This window comes from Nostoc edaphicum CCNP1411, from assembly GCF_014023275.1.
Classification (GTDB): Bacteria; Cyanobacteriota; Cyanobacteriia; order Cyanobacteriales; family Nostocaceae; genus Nostoc; species Nostoc edaphicum_A.
Map to the genome: position 1 here is coordinate 2556351 of NZ_CP054698.1, position 17147 is coordinate 2573497.

A 17147-nucleotide genomic window follows, 5' to 3' on the forward strand; every position below is an offset into this window, starting at 1 on the left:
CGAAAAGGCTTATGGTTAATAGCAAATATCCAGATGAGAGTAAGTGGATGTTCGTAAGACAGGATAATAACGCACCTGACGGTGAAAAGCAAGATTGCTACTATGGCACCTTAGAAGATTGTTTATGGCGTATGCGTGTATGTATAGCTGATCAACTTAATGACGAAGCCATGCGAGAACTAGGTTATACATTTGATGAAGTCAGTAGAGCAGAAATATGGTTTGAGGAGCAAAAAGATTTTTGGGCGAATACAGAGGATACTTCAAAAACGAGGCAATATGTAGCTGCAATGACAGAAAAGGCTGAACGAATTTTAGACTCTCTTCAAGCTAGAGTAAACGAGAAACTACAAAGGATCAAAACCCAGTGTCTAACAGCAGGAATTGTTAGTACTACAAATTGGTTTATTAAATATAACGGTAATGACAATGAGGGGTAGATGGTGCTGATGTTACCTAATGAGTTTTATTCTAGACGATTCGACGCGGACGATATACTTTAGGTAAACGTTCTAAGTTAGTGGCGATGAAGAATTTTGAGATTCAGCTAGATGAAGAATATGCTCAAAAGCTTGCATATATTCAACAGGAGGCTGACCAAGATACAGTAGAGGCAATTAAATCTTCGATTGAACTGCGCTATCAACAACTTCAGCAACAAAAAACAGATCCGTTAGCTAAACTCAAGCAAAGTAAATTTATCGGCTGTTTCAAAGGAGAAACTGACTTAGCTGCTAATTCGGAAACCATTGTGCGATCGCTAATGCAAGAAAAGTATGATCATCGCTGATACTGGCTTTTTCGTGGCACTTGGGAACCAAAACGATCAATACCATCAATTAGCACTACAAGTTTTAAATACTCTCAGTGAACCACTAGTTATAGCGTTTCCCAGGCAAATGAGGTACACCCAAATCTTGCTCACCAAGGTTAATAGCTTTAAAAACGTACCTCACTAGATCGGGAACCGCTATACCCCTCTTCTGTCACTCTCCGAAAACATTTGCCTTTTCTAAAATCTAGAGCTTTTGTATAACAAGCGATTGCGCGATTATTTTCTAATAACAAATACAAGTCCTATTTTTTTCTAATAGTATAGCTTGTATTGATTGCCTCATGAGGCTTCTAGCGATCACTTTCCCGGAAAGTGACAGAAGAGGGATACCCCTCTTCTGTCACTCTCCGAAAACATTTGCCTTTTCTAAAATCTAGAGCTTTTGTATAACAAGCGATTGCGCGATTATTTTCTAATAACAAATACAAGTCCTATTTTTTTCTAATAGTATAGCTTGTATTGATTGCCTCATGAGGCTTCTAGCGATCACTTTCCCGGAAAGTGACAGAAGAGGGATACCCCTCTTCTGTCACTCTCCGAAAACTTTTGCCATTTCTGAATTCTAGAGCTTTTGTATAGCAAGCGATCGCGCGATTCTTTTCTAATAACAAATACAAGACCTATTTTTTCTTAATAGTATAGCTTGTATTGATTGCCTCATGAGGCTTCTAGCGATCGCTCTCCCGGAGAGTGACAGAAGAGGGATACTACTTACCCTGTTATTACCGAAACTTGTTACCTTCTTCTTGCCAGAGGAGGTCGTAACAATGCTCAATGTAGTTTTTTGAGAGAGGTTGCACAGGAAGCATTTGAGGTGTTCGACTTACGAAGTCACCATATTACACGTATGGTTGAAGTTATGGAAAAATATGCAGATTTGCCAATGGATATGGCAGATGCTTCTCTGGTTGTTTTAGCAGAACATCTGGGACATGGACGGATTTTGACGCTTGATAAACGAGACTTTAATACCTATCGTTGGAATAACAGCAATCCTTTCAATAACTTGCTGCTGAATTTTGAATAAGGTTTGCAAAAGTCGGGAAAAAAGTCGGATTCACAGAATCTTATCCGAAAACTCCAGCAGTATAACTGTAAAGTGATTTATAGTTGTCCCTAAAATCTGAACTCCCCTTGTCGTTACGCAATGGACGCTGAAGCAGCATTAGCATGGTTAGACGCTACAATTCCCCCTCAGACTGGGGAACGGTTGAGCGATTTGCAAAAAGTGATTCTTGTGCAAGTTTGGTTGGGTAGAAAATACTTAGATATCGCTCATTCTTACGGTTGTACGGAAGGACACGCCAAGGATGCTGGTTCTCAGTTATGGAAGCTGCTTTCTAAAGTCTTGCGAGAAAAAATTACCAAGAGTAATTGTCGCGCTACTTTAGAACGGGTTCTGAGAAAAACAACTGCGATATCATCCAGTCTGATTGATTACTCGCGATCGCCACATCCCACCCCAAAATTAGAGGATACCAATTTTATTGGACGAACAGCAGCGATCGCTCACTTAAATACTTTGGTAAATCAAGGATCGAAAGTCATTGTCATCCAAGGTGAAGGCGGTTTAGGCAAAACCACTCTAGCGCAGCAATATCTGCAAACTCAGGGGTTTGACTTGGTTTTAGAACTGCTGATGGCGAAGGAAACGCAGAATATCACCCCCGCCGAACGAGTAGTAGAGGAATGGCTCAAACAAGATTTTGATCAAGAACCTGGGGTAGAATTTGGGGTGACATTGGGACGACTCAAGCGCCAACTCCACAATCGGCGAATTGGGGTATTAATCGACAATCTCGAACCTGCATTGGATCAACAAGGTGGGTTAATTGCTTCCCACCGCAACTATGTAGAACTATTGCGGGTGTTGGCTGACGCTAGAGTGCAATCTGTTACTCTAATTACTAGCCGCGATCGCCTTTGTGAACCTGGGCTAAATGTGAATCACTATCGGCTTCCTGGCTTGGATCAAAGTGCATGGCAACAGTTTTTTAGCAACCGTGGGTTAACTATCAACTCGCAAACTTTGCAAATCATGCATCGCACATACGGCGGTAATGCGAAAGCAATGGGAATTCTCTGCGGTTCAATTCAGGAGGATTTCGACGGTGACATGGTTCTTTATTGGCAAGAAAATCATGCCGATCCTTTAGCAGCAACCGACTTAAAAAATTTAGCGGTAAGTCAAATCAATCGTCTGCAAGCCCTTGATCCCCAAGCCTATCGCTTGCTTTGCCGTTTGGGATGTTATCGTTACCAAGATATACCGACCATCCCATCACAAGGGTTGTTTTGTTTACTGTGGGATGTCCCATCTGACCAACATCGCCAAATCATCGCCTCCTTGAGAAATCGGTCTTTGGTGGAGTGTGATAAAGGTGAATACTGGCTGCATCCGGTGATTCGGAAAGAAGCGATCGCACGTTTACGTCCCAGCGATGAATGGGAAATTGCCAACCACAAAGCCGCAGAATTTTGGACAGTTAGTATTAAGCAAATTGAAACCTTTAAAGATGCTTTGCAAGCTTTAGAAGCATATTATCACTACATCGAAATTAACGAATTTGAGTTGGCGGGAAAGGTCATTTTAAAAAGCCGAAATAATCAATGGCAACAGTTTTTGCCTCTTGGCAGTACGTTGTATCGGATGGGTTTAATTCAACCGATACTTGTGGCAATTAGTCAAGTTGTTAAAAATCTCGAAGATGACCATAATCTTAGCGAACTTTATAATATATTGGGTGATTTATATTGGATAAATGGTAAGATTATTCAAGCGATCGCTTGTCAAGAAAAGACTATTACTCTGGCAAACCAAGCACTCAAATCACTTGTACCTCAGCCAGAAAATAAACATAAAGTTTACTATTTGAGAATGCTAGAAGTAGATTCTTTATTAAGTATTGGTCTTTACAAAATAGATTTGTGGGAACTAGAGGCAGCCGCAAAGTTATTTCAACAAGTAATTTACCTTGCTCAAAATACCGAACATCATCGCTGGGCAGAGAAAGCTTCAGTCTGTTTAGCTTTGGTGTATTCTTATTTAGGTTTGCGTGATGCCTCATATCAATTAGCAGATGTAGCTTATCAAAATATTACGAATGAAAGATTGGTGGAACAGACTGGAAGATTTGTCTATTTCATGCAAATTTTGGGTCAAACCTACGTCAATTTAGGAGACTTTTCCCAGGCTAATCAAATATTCCACCAAGCCTTGACCTTTGCTGAAGAAAGTCACTATATGCAGGTAAAAGCCAAAACACTCAATGGTTTAGCAGAAATCCATCGGCAACAAACAGATTTTGCATTAGCTCTTGCTAATCATACAGAAGCAATCGAACTTTTGGATAAAATAGGAGCAAAATGTGATCTAGCAGAAGCTTATTTTCAATTGGGTTTAACTAATCAAAAGATGGCCAAGTCTGATGAAAGTCAAATAAATTTTAATAGAGCAATTCAGCTATTTACAGAAATCAAAGCACCGAAACAAGTTGAAAAAATTTTCAACTTGCGGTGCTCAAATTTGTGTCACAGTAATTGAGTGACGTAGTGCAATACCAATTTATTAATGGCGACTGTAGGAATCCTCAAATTGGGTTTTGAGTCTCTGAGCCATAACTGCCAAAATAATTAATGCTACAGCAGCAGACACTGCTGCTATTTTTATTCCAGAAGCATCTGTAAGTATTGCTATAGCCGCGAAAGCGATCGCAACTCCCACGCAGCTTTGTTGTAATCGTTTGGTTAGCTTATAAGCTTGGCTACAGGAATTACAGATAAGTGTGTGTTGGGAAAATCGGTCTAAGGGTTTTAAATGTTGACTATCTTCGCTACTATCAATATTTTTTGCAGTAGAATAACCTTGATAAAAAGGCAAAGACGAGCCGTATTTATCTAACCATTTGCGATATGCAACTACTAATACGTCTGATGTTTTGAGCGGTAAATACAGTTCTTGTAAATTTTTTCCTAACCGCTCAATTTGTCCCTTTTGTTCAACAACTATTGGCATATCACCTTCCAATACTTTGTTGCGGATCATTATATGATCTACCCAAGGAGGCATTAACTTCGTCTTAAAATCAAAAAAGTTACTATAATTTCTGACGAGAACCCGACATCTATTTTTACTGAGGGGAATTGAATATAAAGCAGATCCCCAAAACTTGCTTTCATGTCCATTCCCAATTCTGTAAAGAACTAAACTGGGAGCAACAAAATCTAATAAATGCCAAGGCTGATTGGGTTTTTTTGTCTTTCGATACCTTCCACGAATTCCTTGATGGGAACTCTCAAGGACTTCCATCTCTAGTGGTTGAGCTTCAGTGCGATCGCTAAATATGCCCTCATGACTAATAGGAATATGCGCTGGGTCAATAACGTTTTCAATAAAATAGCTTTGGTCATAAGGTAAGTCTCGCATGTAATCTAAGTTAAAACATCCCGGTTTATCCAAATCTGGTACAGTTGGTATTAACTCATCAACAGCTGTTTCAACTTCTCCAGCCCAAATCCAAATCATTCCTTGACGTTCTATAACTTTAAAGGATGAGACACAAGCACTAACAGGAATCTTCGCCTCTGTTGCTAACTGGGGAATATGCAAACATTGACCATCTTGGCCAAATTGCCAACCATGATATAAGCACTCTATTCTACCGTCAATAATTTGTCCATCAGATAGTCTAGCTGCACGGTGTGGACAACAATCGGTTAAACAAGTAATCTCTCCATCTGTATTTTTAAATAAAACAAAAGGCTCATCATATAGTGAAAAGCTATAAGGGCGATTTATAGGCAAGTCTTGCAGAAAACATACAGGATACCAACATTTTCTCCAATTAAATTCTGACTGAGATTCAAGAGTCTCAAAAGCAGAATTTATTGGTGTTACCTGTATTTGTTTTGTTTCTAATGTCATAGTTTTCTCCAGAGTTCTATTAGTATATGTCCTCAGAAATAATTATCCCAATTTTGTAGCGGTGGCTTCATTTGTTAGTAATCTAAGTTTTCTCTACTAAACTTTTCTAAGATTAAAAGTACAAATTAACCATCACTATATTTAGTAGTGAGGTGTTTATACTTAACTTTCTGCAATTACAGCAGTTTTCTTTTACATGAAGTACAAAGTTATGAGTTTTGAGGCAGGAAGCAAAAACTCTTTGTGTCTTATTTTGAGTCCTGTCTTTTGTACTTGATTTACTTGAAAACTGCTGTAACTTACTGAAGAGTATCTCAAATACTTCTTCTACATTCAATTTTTTAGGAATATTTACAACCTACCTTCGGCGTCAAGAAAGGTGAATTTGCTTACAAAAAATTAAATAAGGTGAGTTCGACAAGTCTTATTTGACCTCTCCCCCCACCTCTCAGACACGGAGAGGGGAGCAAAAAGCTGAATTTTTCGTTGCTCCTCCCTTTCCGTTTCCCAGAGGCAGGCTGGGAGGGAGAGGTTCATCGAACTCACGTTAAGTTAAGACACAGCCCTTGTCCTGTCTGCTTCCCAGCCTACAGGCTGGGAAGCAGACAGGACAAAACTTTGGGCTTATCTTAGTGTCACAGTCTATGTCTTAATATGATTGGCTACAGCTATAGTAATTCTTTGCTCAACCATTCCTCCCATTGTTGAGCAGCTTTGTCGCGTTCTGCCTGTGGCCCTATGGGATCATAACTTCCTAAACTCTGCCATAACTGATTCCAGTCTTGCCCTTGGGGTAGTTTACTCACCACAGCTTTAACAATCAAAAAAGCTCGTTCACGAGTCAAATCATTAGGTGCTTTTAGCAAAGGAACAACCAAAGGCAAAACTTCTTTCCCACCCCGCATTAAAGGATACATCGAAGCTGTGTAGGGATTGTGCAGGATGTCAGGGTAATCGTCAAGGGTGGCAACCAAAGCGGCCAATGAACGTTTATCCCCTAATTGGTGTAGGGCAGTGGCAGCACGGGCACGCACTTCTCCATTAGTGTCATGGGTGGCTTGGAACAAAGCATCGGCACTGGCGGGGTCGGCAATTTCGCTCAGTCCTTCAGCGGCAAGCCGACGGGTACGGGGGTTGGAATTAGTCAAGGCTTCCAACAAAACAGGGGTAGCTTGTTTGCCTAAACGGATCAATTCACCCAGAGCTAAACCGCTAGTGTCTTGATCTGTGGAGTAGAGCCGTGCTTTGATCTGCTCCATAGGCGTCGCGGTAGCGTCTTGATTATTCATATACAAATTTCCTCCAACTAACAGTATCAAAACTGTTATGAATATTCCTGCCGTTCTCCAAATCACGGTGTCGCTCCTCCTCCTGCTGGTGCTGGTGCTGCTGCTGGCACATGCCTAAAGTTCAAAACGACCCGGCGATTACCCCGACGATTCGCTTCTGTATCTTGGTTAGTAGTGGCATCAGGGGTAAAGTCTTCGGTTGCTCCAGAGCCGATAGTTACAGCACTAATCTGAGCTTCAGCTACACCCTTAGCACGCAGGGCTGCCCCGACTGCTTCGGCTCTGCGTAAAGACAGATCCAGGTTGTGCTGCGACGCACCACCGCGCCTGTCGGCGAAACCTTCAGGAGTAACATTTACATCAGGGAAGCGCCGCAGGTAATCCAAGAATGTATCGATTTTGCCTGTTTCGGTGGAACTGAGTTGGTCGCTGTCGAAATCAAAGTAAAAAATTACTGGTTCATGCACGTAGAAATCCCGATGCTTCTCCAGAGCCACATCAAAAGTTGCAGATTGCCCTTCCTGTGCTGACGCTTGATCATTCTCAACTTTACCGGCACGAATCTGGAAGCCCCAATGAAGCGCACCGTAAGTTGTCATGGTGTCTTCTCCCTTAGCCACCGTCTGAAAGTCGAAGTTGAACTCACCAGCCCCTCCAGGGGCGTCGGTTAGCTCTGCTGCTTTGATATCGCTGGGATCATCCGAGCGTTTGTAACCGATAGTAGCTCCGCTTGCACCACTGGATGAAGGCCGCGAAAGTCCAGGGGTTGCAGGATTGGGTTGGGCTGGATCGTTACCAAAGGGATACTGAGCAGGTAAAGCACTTCCGGCTGGGGCATTGGTTCCTGTACCACCGTGGGCAGGTGCATCATTGTGCAGTACATCAGTGAAATATCCGCCCTCAACTCCTGTGGTGGCATCAGCGGTGGTGCGTAGACTAGCACCACGAGCCGCAGGTAAAGATTGAGGTTCGACATTTGTGCCGGTAGCATTTGTCAAACGCACAATCTGAATCAGTCCAATCTGGTTAGAGTAGGGAGCAGTGGTTTTGGGTTTGAAACGAATAGTAATAGGTAGACTTGCGCCATTTGGTGTGGCATTTACTTCAAAAGTACCGTGAGTCAGGTCGTATGTAGGGTTAATTGCCCGTTGAATTAATTTTCTCTGGGCTGCACCTGTCTGCTGCACTACATGAGTCAGTTCATGGGCGGTTAATGCATCATTCCCTGGTGACTTGCCTGCACCAAAAAAAATGTTTTGCTTGTGCGTAAACGCCTGGGCATTCAAATCCCGATTCATTTGCACTGCTTCATTGCCTGTATGTACCCGCACTTGACTAAAATCAGTGCCAAAGCGGGGTTCCATAAAGGAACGTACTGTATGTGGTAGCGGACTTCCTCCACTTTCACTGCTGTTTAGCCGAGTTTCAAAATTGTCTCCAGTCTGGAAGCTACCATTTGTAGCGAGTTGTAGCGATCGCTTTGTTTGCAATTCTTCTTCCTCTTCTGGCCTTGCTTCCCTTTGCACTAGGGGAGTTATGGCAGCTGCTAAAGGCTTGGTTTGTACTTCCTCTTGAGTCTGTGTATCCGGCAAATCTATGGGCTGAGGTTTAGCCATTCGCATGATTTGATCGGCGACTTTATCGGCTTCCTGCTCATAATAGTCGTCTGGCGCACCAACTGTAAGTTTTGCCTGGGGACGATGCAAGGATATGCGACTAATGTCGTGATTAAGGGGCTGTTGTTTGATGGCTTGTGGTTCCAATAATTGCTCATCAACAGACTGCGCCTCTTGAAGGTCAATTGATGCTTCAGTTAGTCTTTGGATTGAAGGATTATTTGTTTGTAAACCAAAGCCACGTGTTGGAGAAGCTAGTGTAGGAATAGTTGAGGAGGCAAGGGCGGGATTTGTAAAAGTTGATGTGGCTAATTTTTGGCGCCCAAGCGTGTGTAGACTCCCAGTGGCTTGTCGTCCGACATCGCTCATATCACCTTCCCTCCATCAATATTCTTAGTAACAGACATTATATAATTTGTCTAGTTGCAATCGCTATCGACTTATCCCTCTTCTGTCACTTTCCGGGAAAGTGATCGCTAGAAGCCTCATGAGGCAATCAATACAAGCTATACTATTAGAAAAAAATAGGACTTGTATTTGTTATTAGAAAATAATCGCGCAATCGCTTGTTATACAAAAGCTCTAGATTTTAGAAAAGGCAAATGTTTTCGGAGAGTGACAGAAGAGGGATAAGTGTAAAGGATCACACCTATCCCTGGAGTGTAGATTGCGATCAAGTTCCAGAAAATTTATCTGCGATCGCTAAAAGTAGGAATTATCATCTGGTTCGCCTCTCCATCTTGTACTAGCAAATGTAGGTTTTCCATCGGGTTGAATATACAGAGGAAAATCTCCTTGTGTCGTATTGCCATCCCAATTCCAGTCAGTAGAGTAAGTGTGTTCTCCATGTCCATAGTTGCCTGCATGGTCAATTGTCGGGCCGCTACCTGTCAAATTGATGGATAGTGAATCACCATAGCCAATTGACATTGAAGAACCCCGGCGCATACTTCCACCTCGGAATTGTCTCACATCCATTTCTTGTCCCCGGCTCGGCGGATCTAAGTTCGGGATTTGAGCCGCATCACTACTTAATTGCAGAGTTTCCTTAATAAAAGTTCCTCTAAGATTACTAAACTCAACCGCTCCAACAGTACCGATTGAATCTGCGGTGTGATCTCCACTGTCTGACCAGATATACTCTATGCTGTTTAATGTTTTTTGGTTTGTATTGAGTAGTGTTTCAACCTGCAACTGAACTTCTGCCTTCACAGCTTCTAAAATGGCTAAATCCAAAGTGCCACCAGATTGATTAGGTGAATCGGGAGCAGCTGGTGCTGGAGTTGTTGGGGTTGGGGCTGGAGTTGCTGGGGTTGGTGTTGGAGTTGCTGGAGTTGGGGCTGGCGTTGGGGCAGTTCCCTGAGCCGGTGGAGCTAAGGGTACATCAGGATGCTGTCGTTTCCAGTGACTCACGTAGGCATTAATCAGACGATACTGAGTAATCAACTGTAGCTTTTGTTTGTCTACAGGTGACATATATCCATTATCTAGTTGAACGCTTTGGACACCGCTTTGTCCAGGAGCAAGTGCACCTCCTACTTGGGCTGCGGCTTGAAGACCTTGAATTGTTGCTGCTGTTACTGTTGCTGCTGCTGCTGCTGATTCAGTTGCAAGAGTACCACCCCAAGCAGTTATTGCACCAATCACTGGTAGAGCATTTTGCACAATTGGCTTTTGCTGGACTGCGTTGCTTACAGTTCCATCTATTTTCTTAGCTTGAATAGACTGCTTGCTGTCCACCTCAGAGCTAGCTGCCGCCTGATTACCTAGCATATCAGCTTCTGCCTCCAAAGCCTGGTCTTGCACAACTATGGAATTCCCTTCTCCAGCTAGTTGTGGTATATTGACCCGCCCTTGTCGCTGTTGCACTACATGGGTTAATTCATGTCCAATTAAGGCTTGACCAGACTGGCTTTGCGGGTCGTATTTACCCTGAGCAAAATGTAAATTATTACCAGATGCGAAAGCTTGAGATCCTAACTTTTCGGCTTGACCGTCTGTATGAACTTTTACATCCGATAAATCTGTACTGAATGCCGTTTGCATCTTTGCCAGGACAGGCTCTGGAAGATTTTGTCCACCACTAGGAGACACAACATCGACTCCATAAGAGGCATTTTTTATACCGCTTCCCTGGATGACTGAATTTTCGGATCTATTCACTACGCCTTTGTTCAAAGCTTTTTGTGGACGCAATGACATGCGACTAATGTCATGACTCAGGGGCGATTGTTTGATAGCTTCTGGTTCTACTAGTTGCCCATCAACAGAATGCGCCTCTTGAAGGTCTGGTGATGCCTCTATTACTCTTTGTAGACCAAAGCCGCGTATCGGGTTCGCCAGTGTCGGAATACTTGGTGAGGCAAGGGATGGATTCAGAAAAGTGGATGTATTTGCTTTTTCACGCCCAAGGTTACCTGGATGCAAAGCGGCTTGTCTTTGGACATTGCTCATCTCAACTTTCCTCCATATACCGCTAAGACATAGGATACAATTTGTCTGCATCAAATCCTTATGGACTTTAGTATAAATTATCCTATTCCACACCTGAATTTAACTTCTCAAAAATCCTTGGTTCAACGCTGACCAGGAACACCAGGTTCTGGTTGAGGTGGGCCACCGATCGCAGTGGGAGAAGACGCACCAAAACCTAAGCTGGGAGGTAACAATCGTCCGACATCTATATGCATTCCTAACATCAGGTTGTCGCCACCTGTATTAATTTCCAAGCGCAACCAGTTCAATCCAGGTACGGGTAACGTCCGTCCATTGAGTTGATCGAGTGCAAACCGTCGAGCGGTTGGATCGGAAAGAACGCCTGCTAGCGCTCCAACTCCAATTAGGGCTGTAGTGCTAACAACACCAATCTGCCCTCCTGTGCTTAAGCGTCGCCAATCTTGTTGGATGCGATCGCTTGCTTGTGTTTGCAACGAAGTCAAAGCACCATCGATCGCAGGAACAGCCATAATCGCTTGTACCAAATCCCCTGTGGTTGCAGTTCGGGAAGTGTCTGGCCCCGCACCCGCAGGTACGGTTGGAGAAGCCGCAGGTACTGTTGGGGCGGCAAATGGGTTGGGTGTGCTAGGACTACCAGCCCCCGGAGTAGGTAAGACTCCTAAATTTATCTGATTTAGGAAAGGTCGAATCGTTGCCGGATTCAACTGCTGTTGAACATGCTGCATGATCATTGCTTGAAACTGGGGATCGAGTTGCAAATGCATATCCATACCCAGTTTATAACGTGAGGTAGGATCGGGAGGTTGCAGTAATGAAGGGGGAGTAAGTTGGTAGTTGGGAACCGGTGGTAAACTACTAGTTTCGTCTCGTTGGATTACCGAAGTATCTCCATCCTCACAAGCAAGACTTTGACGCTGCAAAATTTCTGGGATAATTTCTCCTCCCCGACTAGCTACCCAATTCGTTTCCGGCTGATAAGTATTTCCTAGTTGACGTTTTGCCTGTGGATGAAACAGCGATATTCGACTAATGTCATGACTAAGGGGCTTTTCTGAAATAGCTTCTGGTTCCAATGATTGCTCACCAGCAGACTGCACTTCATGAAAGTCCTTTGATACCTCAGTTGCAGTTTGGATTGGGAAATTGTTTGTGATGCCAAAACCGCGTGTTGGATTTGCCAGCGTTGGAGATGTTGGTGAGAGAAGCGATGGATTTGAAAAAGTGGATGTACCTGCTTTCTTGGGCCCAAGTAGGCGTAGCCCGTCGTAGACATCGCTCATCTCACATCCTCAAGCACATTTTTGGATTAAATTATACAGTTTGTTGAGTTGCGATCGCTATCTACTTAAGTAGAAATTATTCTATGCCAGCAGTGGCTCTGTGCGAGCAAGACTTATAATCATAGAAAGCGGTGAATGAATTGGGTTATAGCCATTTTCAATCCGTTGAGGTACAAATATGCAAATAGACCTAACCCCCTAACCCCCTGCCCGCTTCGGGAAGGGGGAACAATTCAAAGCCTCTCTCCTAAAAGGAGAGAGGTTTGGAGAGAGGTCAAAATTGTACTTTACGCTTGTCGATAACCGCTATAAGTTAGATTTATCTTGTCAAAATAGAAATTATTATGTCTTCTGCTCAAGATTTAGGAATAATTTTAGAAGACACACCAGAAGATGTTATATTTCCTCCTGGTGATTTATACAGTGATGAACCACCTTTGGAAACAGAACTTCACTTGCGGCAAATACTGCTGTTGATTCAGTGTTTGGAATGGTTGTGGCAGGAGCGTCAAGATTTTTACGCTTGCGGTAACATGACGATTTATTACAGTCCGCGTCAACGCAAGTCTGAGCAATTTAGAGGCCCCGACTTCTTTGTAGTTTTAAATACCCAACGCAAAATACGCAAAAGCTGGGTAGTTTGGGAAGAAGATGGCAAATACCCAAATGTGATTGTAGAGATTCTTTCTGACAAAACAGCTGCTACTGATAGAGGGTTGAAAAAGGAAATCTATCAAGATATTTGGCGGACTCCTGATTATTTTTGGTTTGACCCGGTAAGTTTAGAATTTAAAGGATTTCATTTATTAGATGGTCGTTATCAAGAACTGCAAACAAATGAAGCAGGTTGGTTATGGAGTCAGCAATTGCAGTTATATTTGGGAATTTATGAATCGAAGTTGCGCTTTTTCACTCCCGATGGACAACTGACGCCCACGCCAGAAGAAGTAGCACACCAAGAACAGCAACAGCGCCAACAAGCCGAACAGCAACTTGCCCAAGTGGAGTCCATGCTTGCTCGCTATCGGGAAAGATTTGGTGAATTACCAGAGTAATTTTGCTTACTATGGTAGTTTGCGTAGGTACAGTCTGTCCTAGACATATCACAAAAACTTTTGCAAGAGTTCTAATGGATTTGTGGGATCGAAGAGAGTGTTCTTGACACTCCCCGCGATAAATCGACGGGGATTCTTGTAAAATCACATCCATCCTCCAACTTCTGCATCAGTCAAGGGTTTCTCCAACTTACTATATTCTGTTTGAGCCGCCCGCAATACGTGTTTCATTTGCACTGCTTCCCCAGCATCGGCAGCGAGGAAAGCTGCATTTAAGGCTATGTTACGAATATTACCCCCAGCGACATTTAGCCGTGCAAGTTGGAGAGCATCTAAATCTGCGGTTGGGGTTTCGGCTGGAAAGACGCGTCGCCAAATTTCCGCTCGTTGCGTTGTATCCGGGAAGGGAAACTGCACCACAAAGCGAATCCGCCGCAGAAAGGCTGTATCAATTGAACTCTTCAGGTTGGTAGTTAGGACTGCTAAACCTGGGTAGCTTTCCATGCGTTGCAATAGGTAGCTAACTTCAATATTGGCATAGCGATCGCGGGCATCTTTAACTTCACTCCGTTTACCAAATAAAGCATCAGCTTCATCAAATAACAAAATCACGCCGCCTTGTTCTGCTGCATCAAATACCCGGCGCAGATTCTTCTCTGTCTCGCCAATATATTTGCTGACTACCGATGATAGGTCAATGCGATAGAGGTCGAGGCGCAATTTATGGGCCAGTACTTCTGCTCCCAATGTTTTACCAGTGCCGCTAGCACCTGCAAATAGAGCGCTGATTCCCAATCCCCGCGCACTCTTGGCACCAAAACCCCAATTATTATATACAGTACTACGTTGGCGGACATGAGCCGCAATTTCCCGAAGAATTTGTTTCTGTGCCTCTGGTAATACCAAGTCCTCCCAATCACCCGATGGCTCAATCCGTTGGGCGAGTTCATCCAAGCGCGGACGTGCTTGTACACGGCAAGCATCCCATAAAATATCGCTGATATTATCGTTGTCTGGTGTTTGTGCTAACTGTCCTGCGGCTTCTGCACAAGCAGCGCGGATAGTTGGGGCACTTAGGTTAAACTGATCCACTAGGGTTTTAACTTGCCCGTTCATTTGCGGTGCGATGGTACTTAGTGCATCTTGCCAAACGGCACTTTGTTCTTTGCTAGTTGGTTGATATACGTCAAAATTAACTACTAGGCGTTGTGATAAGCCGATGCGTTCCCGACTAGTAACTATTAAAAAGCCCTTTGTACGTTCGATAAAACGAGCGATCGCATTTAGCCGTGCTGTATCATTGGTATCCAGTTCGTTGCAGTCTATAAGTAAAGCAGACTTACTTAAAATCGTCTCGCGAGTCCACAGGCGGATGAGATTATCCAACTCGCTAGGTACTAATGGAATGACTTGTGCAGGCATTACCCACAGGTTTAAACCTTGGAGTTGACAAATTTTAGCAGCGATGGCGCGTTTGCTAGTAGTTTCCTTACTACATAACTGAACAACTGGCAAGCTTTTAACCTTGTAAGCTTGTGACCAAACTGCCGCTACTCGCTCTGCTAAATCTTGGTGAGAGGGTACTAAATCACTAATCTCTTGTAATGGCTCAATGATGCCAGCCAAGCGTTCATCAAGATATTGAATGCCCGTGAGATAATGTAAAATCCGCTCGTCAATTCTTAGGGGACTGAGGGTCAGGGCATGACCGTCACCAATCTGAATCAATCGCCAATGACGTAAGGGAGCATTTGGAGCGATCGCATCCCAGTGGACGTTAGGTAAAGCTGCCAAACCTAAACTCAAGGTTGGGTAAGCTCGTTGCAAATCCCCGTGCATTGTAGCACACAATTTCGCAAAATCTCCATTCAACTCCATACCTGCACACAACAGCAATAAATCACGTTCAAAGGATGAGAGGCTAAACATTTTGCATATTCTCTCCAATGTCGATGGTGCAGGCATAGCAGCAGCAGCTTTCTGTAACGCTTGCTGTAAATTAGCTTGCTTTTCCTCCTCTGGTTGATTTTGCTCTTTTGCCGTGTGATTTTCTAAAATACCACGCACCACGGCTAGGGCTGCTGATAAGTAGCAGTAGTTTGCTTCATCCCAATTGCGATTAATTGTTGTCGGATTCATAAAATAGCCACCTGTGGCGAATCATAAGCTCCAGACTGATTCTTGAACAGTGGACTTTCTGCTCCATCTACGTGCACCCGGACAATATAAGTTCCTGGCTTCACATTTTTTACAGGAATCGTAACTACATCAGTATCTTCAGTGCGTGGTGCAACCAAAAAAGAGTAAGCTACCTGACTATCACCTGATACCTCATTGAGTAGTAAAACTACCCGCTGTGCCTTACCTACTTTAGGTTGGAATTTAACGGTAATTTCTGCCGTGCGTAAATTGTCGCCGCTATTTTCCACTTGAGCGACAAATGCTGTAATTGTTGGATGGAGAACAAAAGCCGCAACGTTTGATTCAACGAGATGATTTGTTTGCCCTGCATTGCCCATTGTCAGATGGACAACTTGGATACCCTGTACGCTTGCGTATAAATCTGGCGGGACTAACAAACTGATTTGCGTTTCTTTTACTTCTTGAGGTACTAGTAATGTCTCCGTATTACCCAAACGAACTCGTGTGATTTCACCACGTAAACGTTTACCACGAATGACTAATGTTGTACCTGCAACAATCATTTGATCAGTCTTTGCCGGAGCTATAACTTGCTCTATACTCGGTTGAGACAAAGGCATCATGGAGAAACTTTCAGACTTGTCATTGCTACTTTCAATCAATACCATTGATGCCAGATAGGTAGCTGAAGGTCGATAGTGCGTTTGTAAAACAGACCATAACTTAGAAGTTTCTTCCATATTAAAAAACTCTGGAGTCAATTTTATCTGCCCAATTTGTTCAGCTAAATCGGATACGGACACAGTTGCTACAGCTTGCGAAAAAGCACTTGAGGTATTGGTTGTAGATGCATTTATTAAAGTATTCTCAATAATATCTGAAGTGATAGCTGGTGTTTTATGTAATAATTGCATTGCGTATCCCAGTAATAGCTCCGCCTGAAAGTCTTTGGCTCCGTAGGCTGTTAGCAAATAATGGAGGTCAAGAGCTAGTGGTGGAGTTGGAGAGCGCGGGTTTCCATTAATACGCGAATGCCTACTCCGAAATTCTTGAGATACCCAATCAACATTGCGATTCTGCGTCACTTGATAGAGAAAGAGGTTAATTTGGGCACGCTCGTCAGCTTCAACTGAAATTCGATCAGGCGGTAGGGCAGTTACAATCACATCACCAACACTAGCAGCGATCGGATCGCTGACTAAACCATTTTCCAGCAAGACTTTAAGTACTGCTGTCACTGCGGCTATAGAGAGCACATTACTCATCCTTATTCCTCATGGCAATAGCACATATTAATCATGTACGCTAGAGCACATTGACAGAATATATTTTGCAAAACTTTAAATATTCTGTAGCAGAGACTATCCGCAGGGTATAGAAATGCATATTAGCAGCTATTAGTACAGCACTGCATAAATGCACTTAGCATCTCAATTAAGAAGGCTTGGCAAGGGGCAAAGTCCCCTAGCTTAATTTTTCGTTAAACTTCATGCAGTCTATAGGACTCATATTTGATTTCTGAAAAAACTCAGTACAACTAAGAAGCCTT

12 protein-coding genes are annotated in these 17147 nt (G+C 43.3%); 5 read left to right on the forward strand and 7 right to left on the reverse strand.

The genetic code is table 11. From position 1 onward, the window contains the following. Nucleotides 1-11 precede the first annotated feature (11 nt). The 4 genes from HUN01_RS13145 (at nucleotide 12) to HUN01_RS13160 (ending at nucleotide 4379) form a co-directional block, all read left to right on the forward strand. The gene (locus HUN01_RS13145; protein ID WP_181931648.1) at nucleotides 12-440 is read left to right on the forward strand and encodes a hypothetical protein; all 429 of its coding nucleotides are present in this window, start codon (nucleotides 12-14) and stop codon (nucleotides 438-440) included. 86 nt (nucleotides 441-526) lie between these two features. Continuing rightward, entirely contained in the window at nucleotides 527-790 is a 264-nt protein-coding gene (locus HUN01_RS13150) for a hypothetical protein (RefSeq protein WP_181931649.1), read from the forward strand. Nucleotides 791-1556: 766 nt separating this feature from the next. Beyond that, the gene (locus tag HUN01_RS13155) at nucleotides 1557-1862 is read left to right on the forward strand and encodes a PIN domain-containing protein (RefSeq protein WP_181932677.1); all 306 of its coding nucleotides are present in this window, start codon (nucleotides 1557-1559) and stop codon (nucleotides 1860-1862) included. Between the two features lie 120 nt (nucleotides 1863-1982). Further along, nucleotides 1983-4379, forward strand: a complete 2397-nt coding sequence (locus tag HUN01_RS13160; RefSeq protein ID WP_181931650.1) for a helix-turn-helix domain-containing protein — start codon at nucleotides 1983-1985, stop codon at nucleotides 4377-4379. A 24-nt stretch (nucleotides 4380-4403) separates the two neighbouring features. On the opposite strand, the gene HUN01_RS13165 is transcribed toward HUN01_RS13160, so the two are convergent. The 5 genes from HUN01_RS13165 to HUN01_RS13185 form a co-directional block, all read right to left on the reverse strand. Continuing rightward, nucleotides 4404-5759 carry an aromatic ring-hydroxylating dioxygenase subunit alpha gene (locus HUN01_RS13165; RefSeq protein ID WP_181931651.1) on the reverse strand — a complete coding sequence of 452 codons (1356 nt, stop codon included), beginning with the start codon at nucleotides 5757-5759 and terminating at the stop codon, nucleotides 4404-4406. 668 nt (nucleotides 5760-6427) lie between these two features. Beyond that, complete coding sequence (locus HUN01_RS13170; protein ID WP_181931652.1) at nucleotides 6428-7048, reverse strand: HEAT repeat domain-containing protein; 621 nt, start codon at nucleotides 7046-7048, stop codon at nucleotides 6428-6430. Nucleotides 7049-7110: 62 nt separating this feature from the next. Then, nucleotides 7111-9033 (reverse strand): eCIS core domain-containing protein, encoded by a 1923-nt coding sequence (locus tag HUN01_RS13175; RefSeq protein ID WP_181931653.1) that lies wholly within the window; start codon nucleotides 9031-9033, stop codon nucleotides 7111-7113. Between the two features lie 333 nt (nucleotides 9034-9366). Continuing rightward, nucleotides 9367-11118 (reverse strand): eCIS core domain-containing protein, encoded by a 1752-nt coding sequence (locus HUN01_RS13180; protein ID WP_181931654.1) that lies wholly within the window; start codon nucleotides 11116-11118, stop codon nucleotides 9367-9369. 122 nt (nucleotides 11119-11240) lie between these two features. After that, nucleotides 11241-12401 (reverse strand): hypothetical protein, encoded by a 1161-nt coding sequence (locus HUN01_RS13185; RefSeq protein ID WP_181931655.1) that lies wholly within the window; start codon nucleotides 12399-12401, stop codon nucleotides 11241-11243. A 344-nt stretch (nucleotides 12402-12745) separates the two neighbouring features. On the opposite strand from HUN01_RS13185, the gene HUN01_RS13190 reads away from it, so the two are divergent. After that, on the forward strand, nucleotides 12746-13456 hold the full coding sequence (locus HUN01_RS13190; RefSeq protein WP_181931656.1) for a Uma2 family endonuclease: 711 nt from the start codon (nucleotides 12746-12748) through the stop codon (nucleotides 13454-13456). Between the two features lie 144 nt (nucleotides 13457-13600). Here HUN01_RS13190 and HUN01_RS13195 read toward each other — a convergent pair whose 3' ends face one another. Then, nucleotides 13601-15595: an ATP-binding protein gene (locus HUN01_RS13195; protein ID WP_181931657.1), complete on the reverse strand. Its 1995-nt coding sequence runs from the start codon at nucleotides 15593-15595 to the stop codon at nucleotides 13601-13603. Continuing rightward, nucleotides 15592-16863, reverse strand: a complete 1272-nt coding sequence (locus HUN01_RS13200) for a Pvc16 family protein (protein ID WP_181931658.1) — start codon at nucleotides 16861-16863, stop codon at nucleotides 15592-15594. Before HUN01_RS13200 ends, HUN01_RS13195 begins: the two co-directional genes overlap by 4 nt. Between the last annotated feature and the right edge of the window lie 284 nt (nucleotides 16864-17147).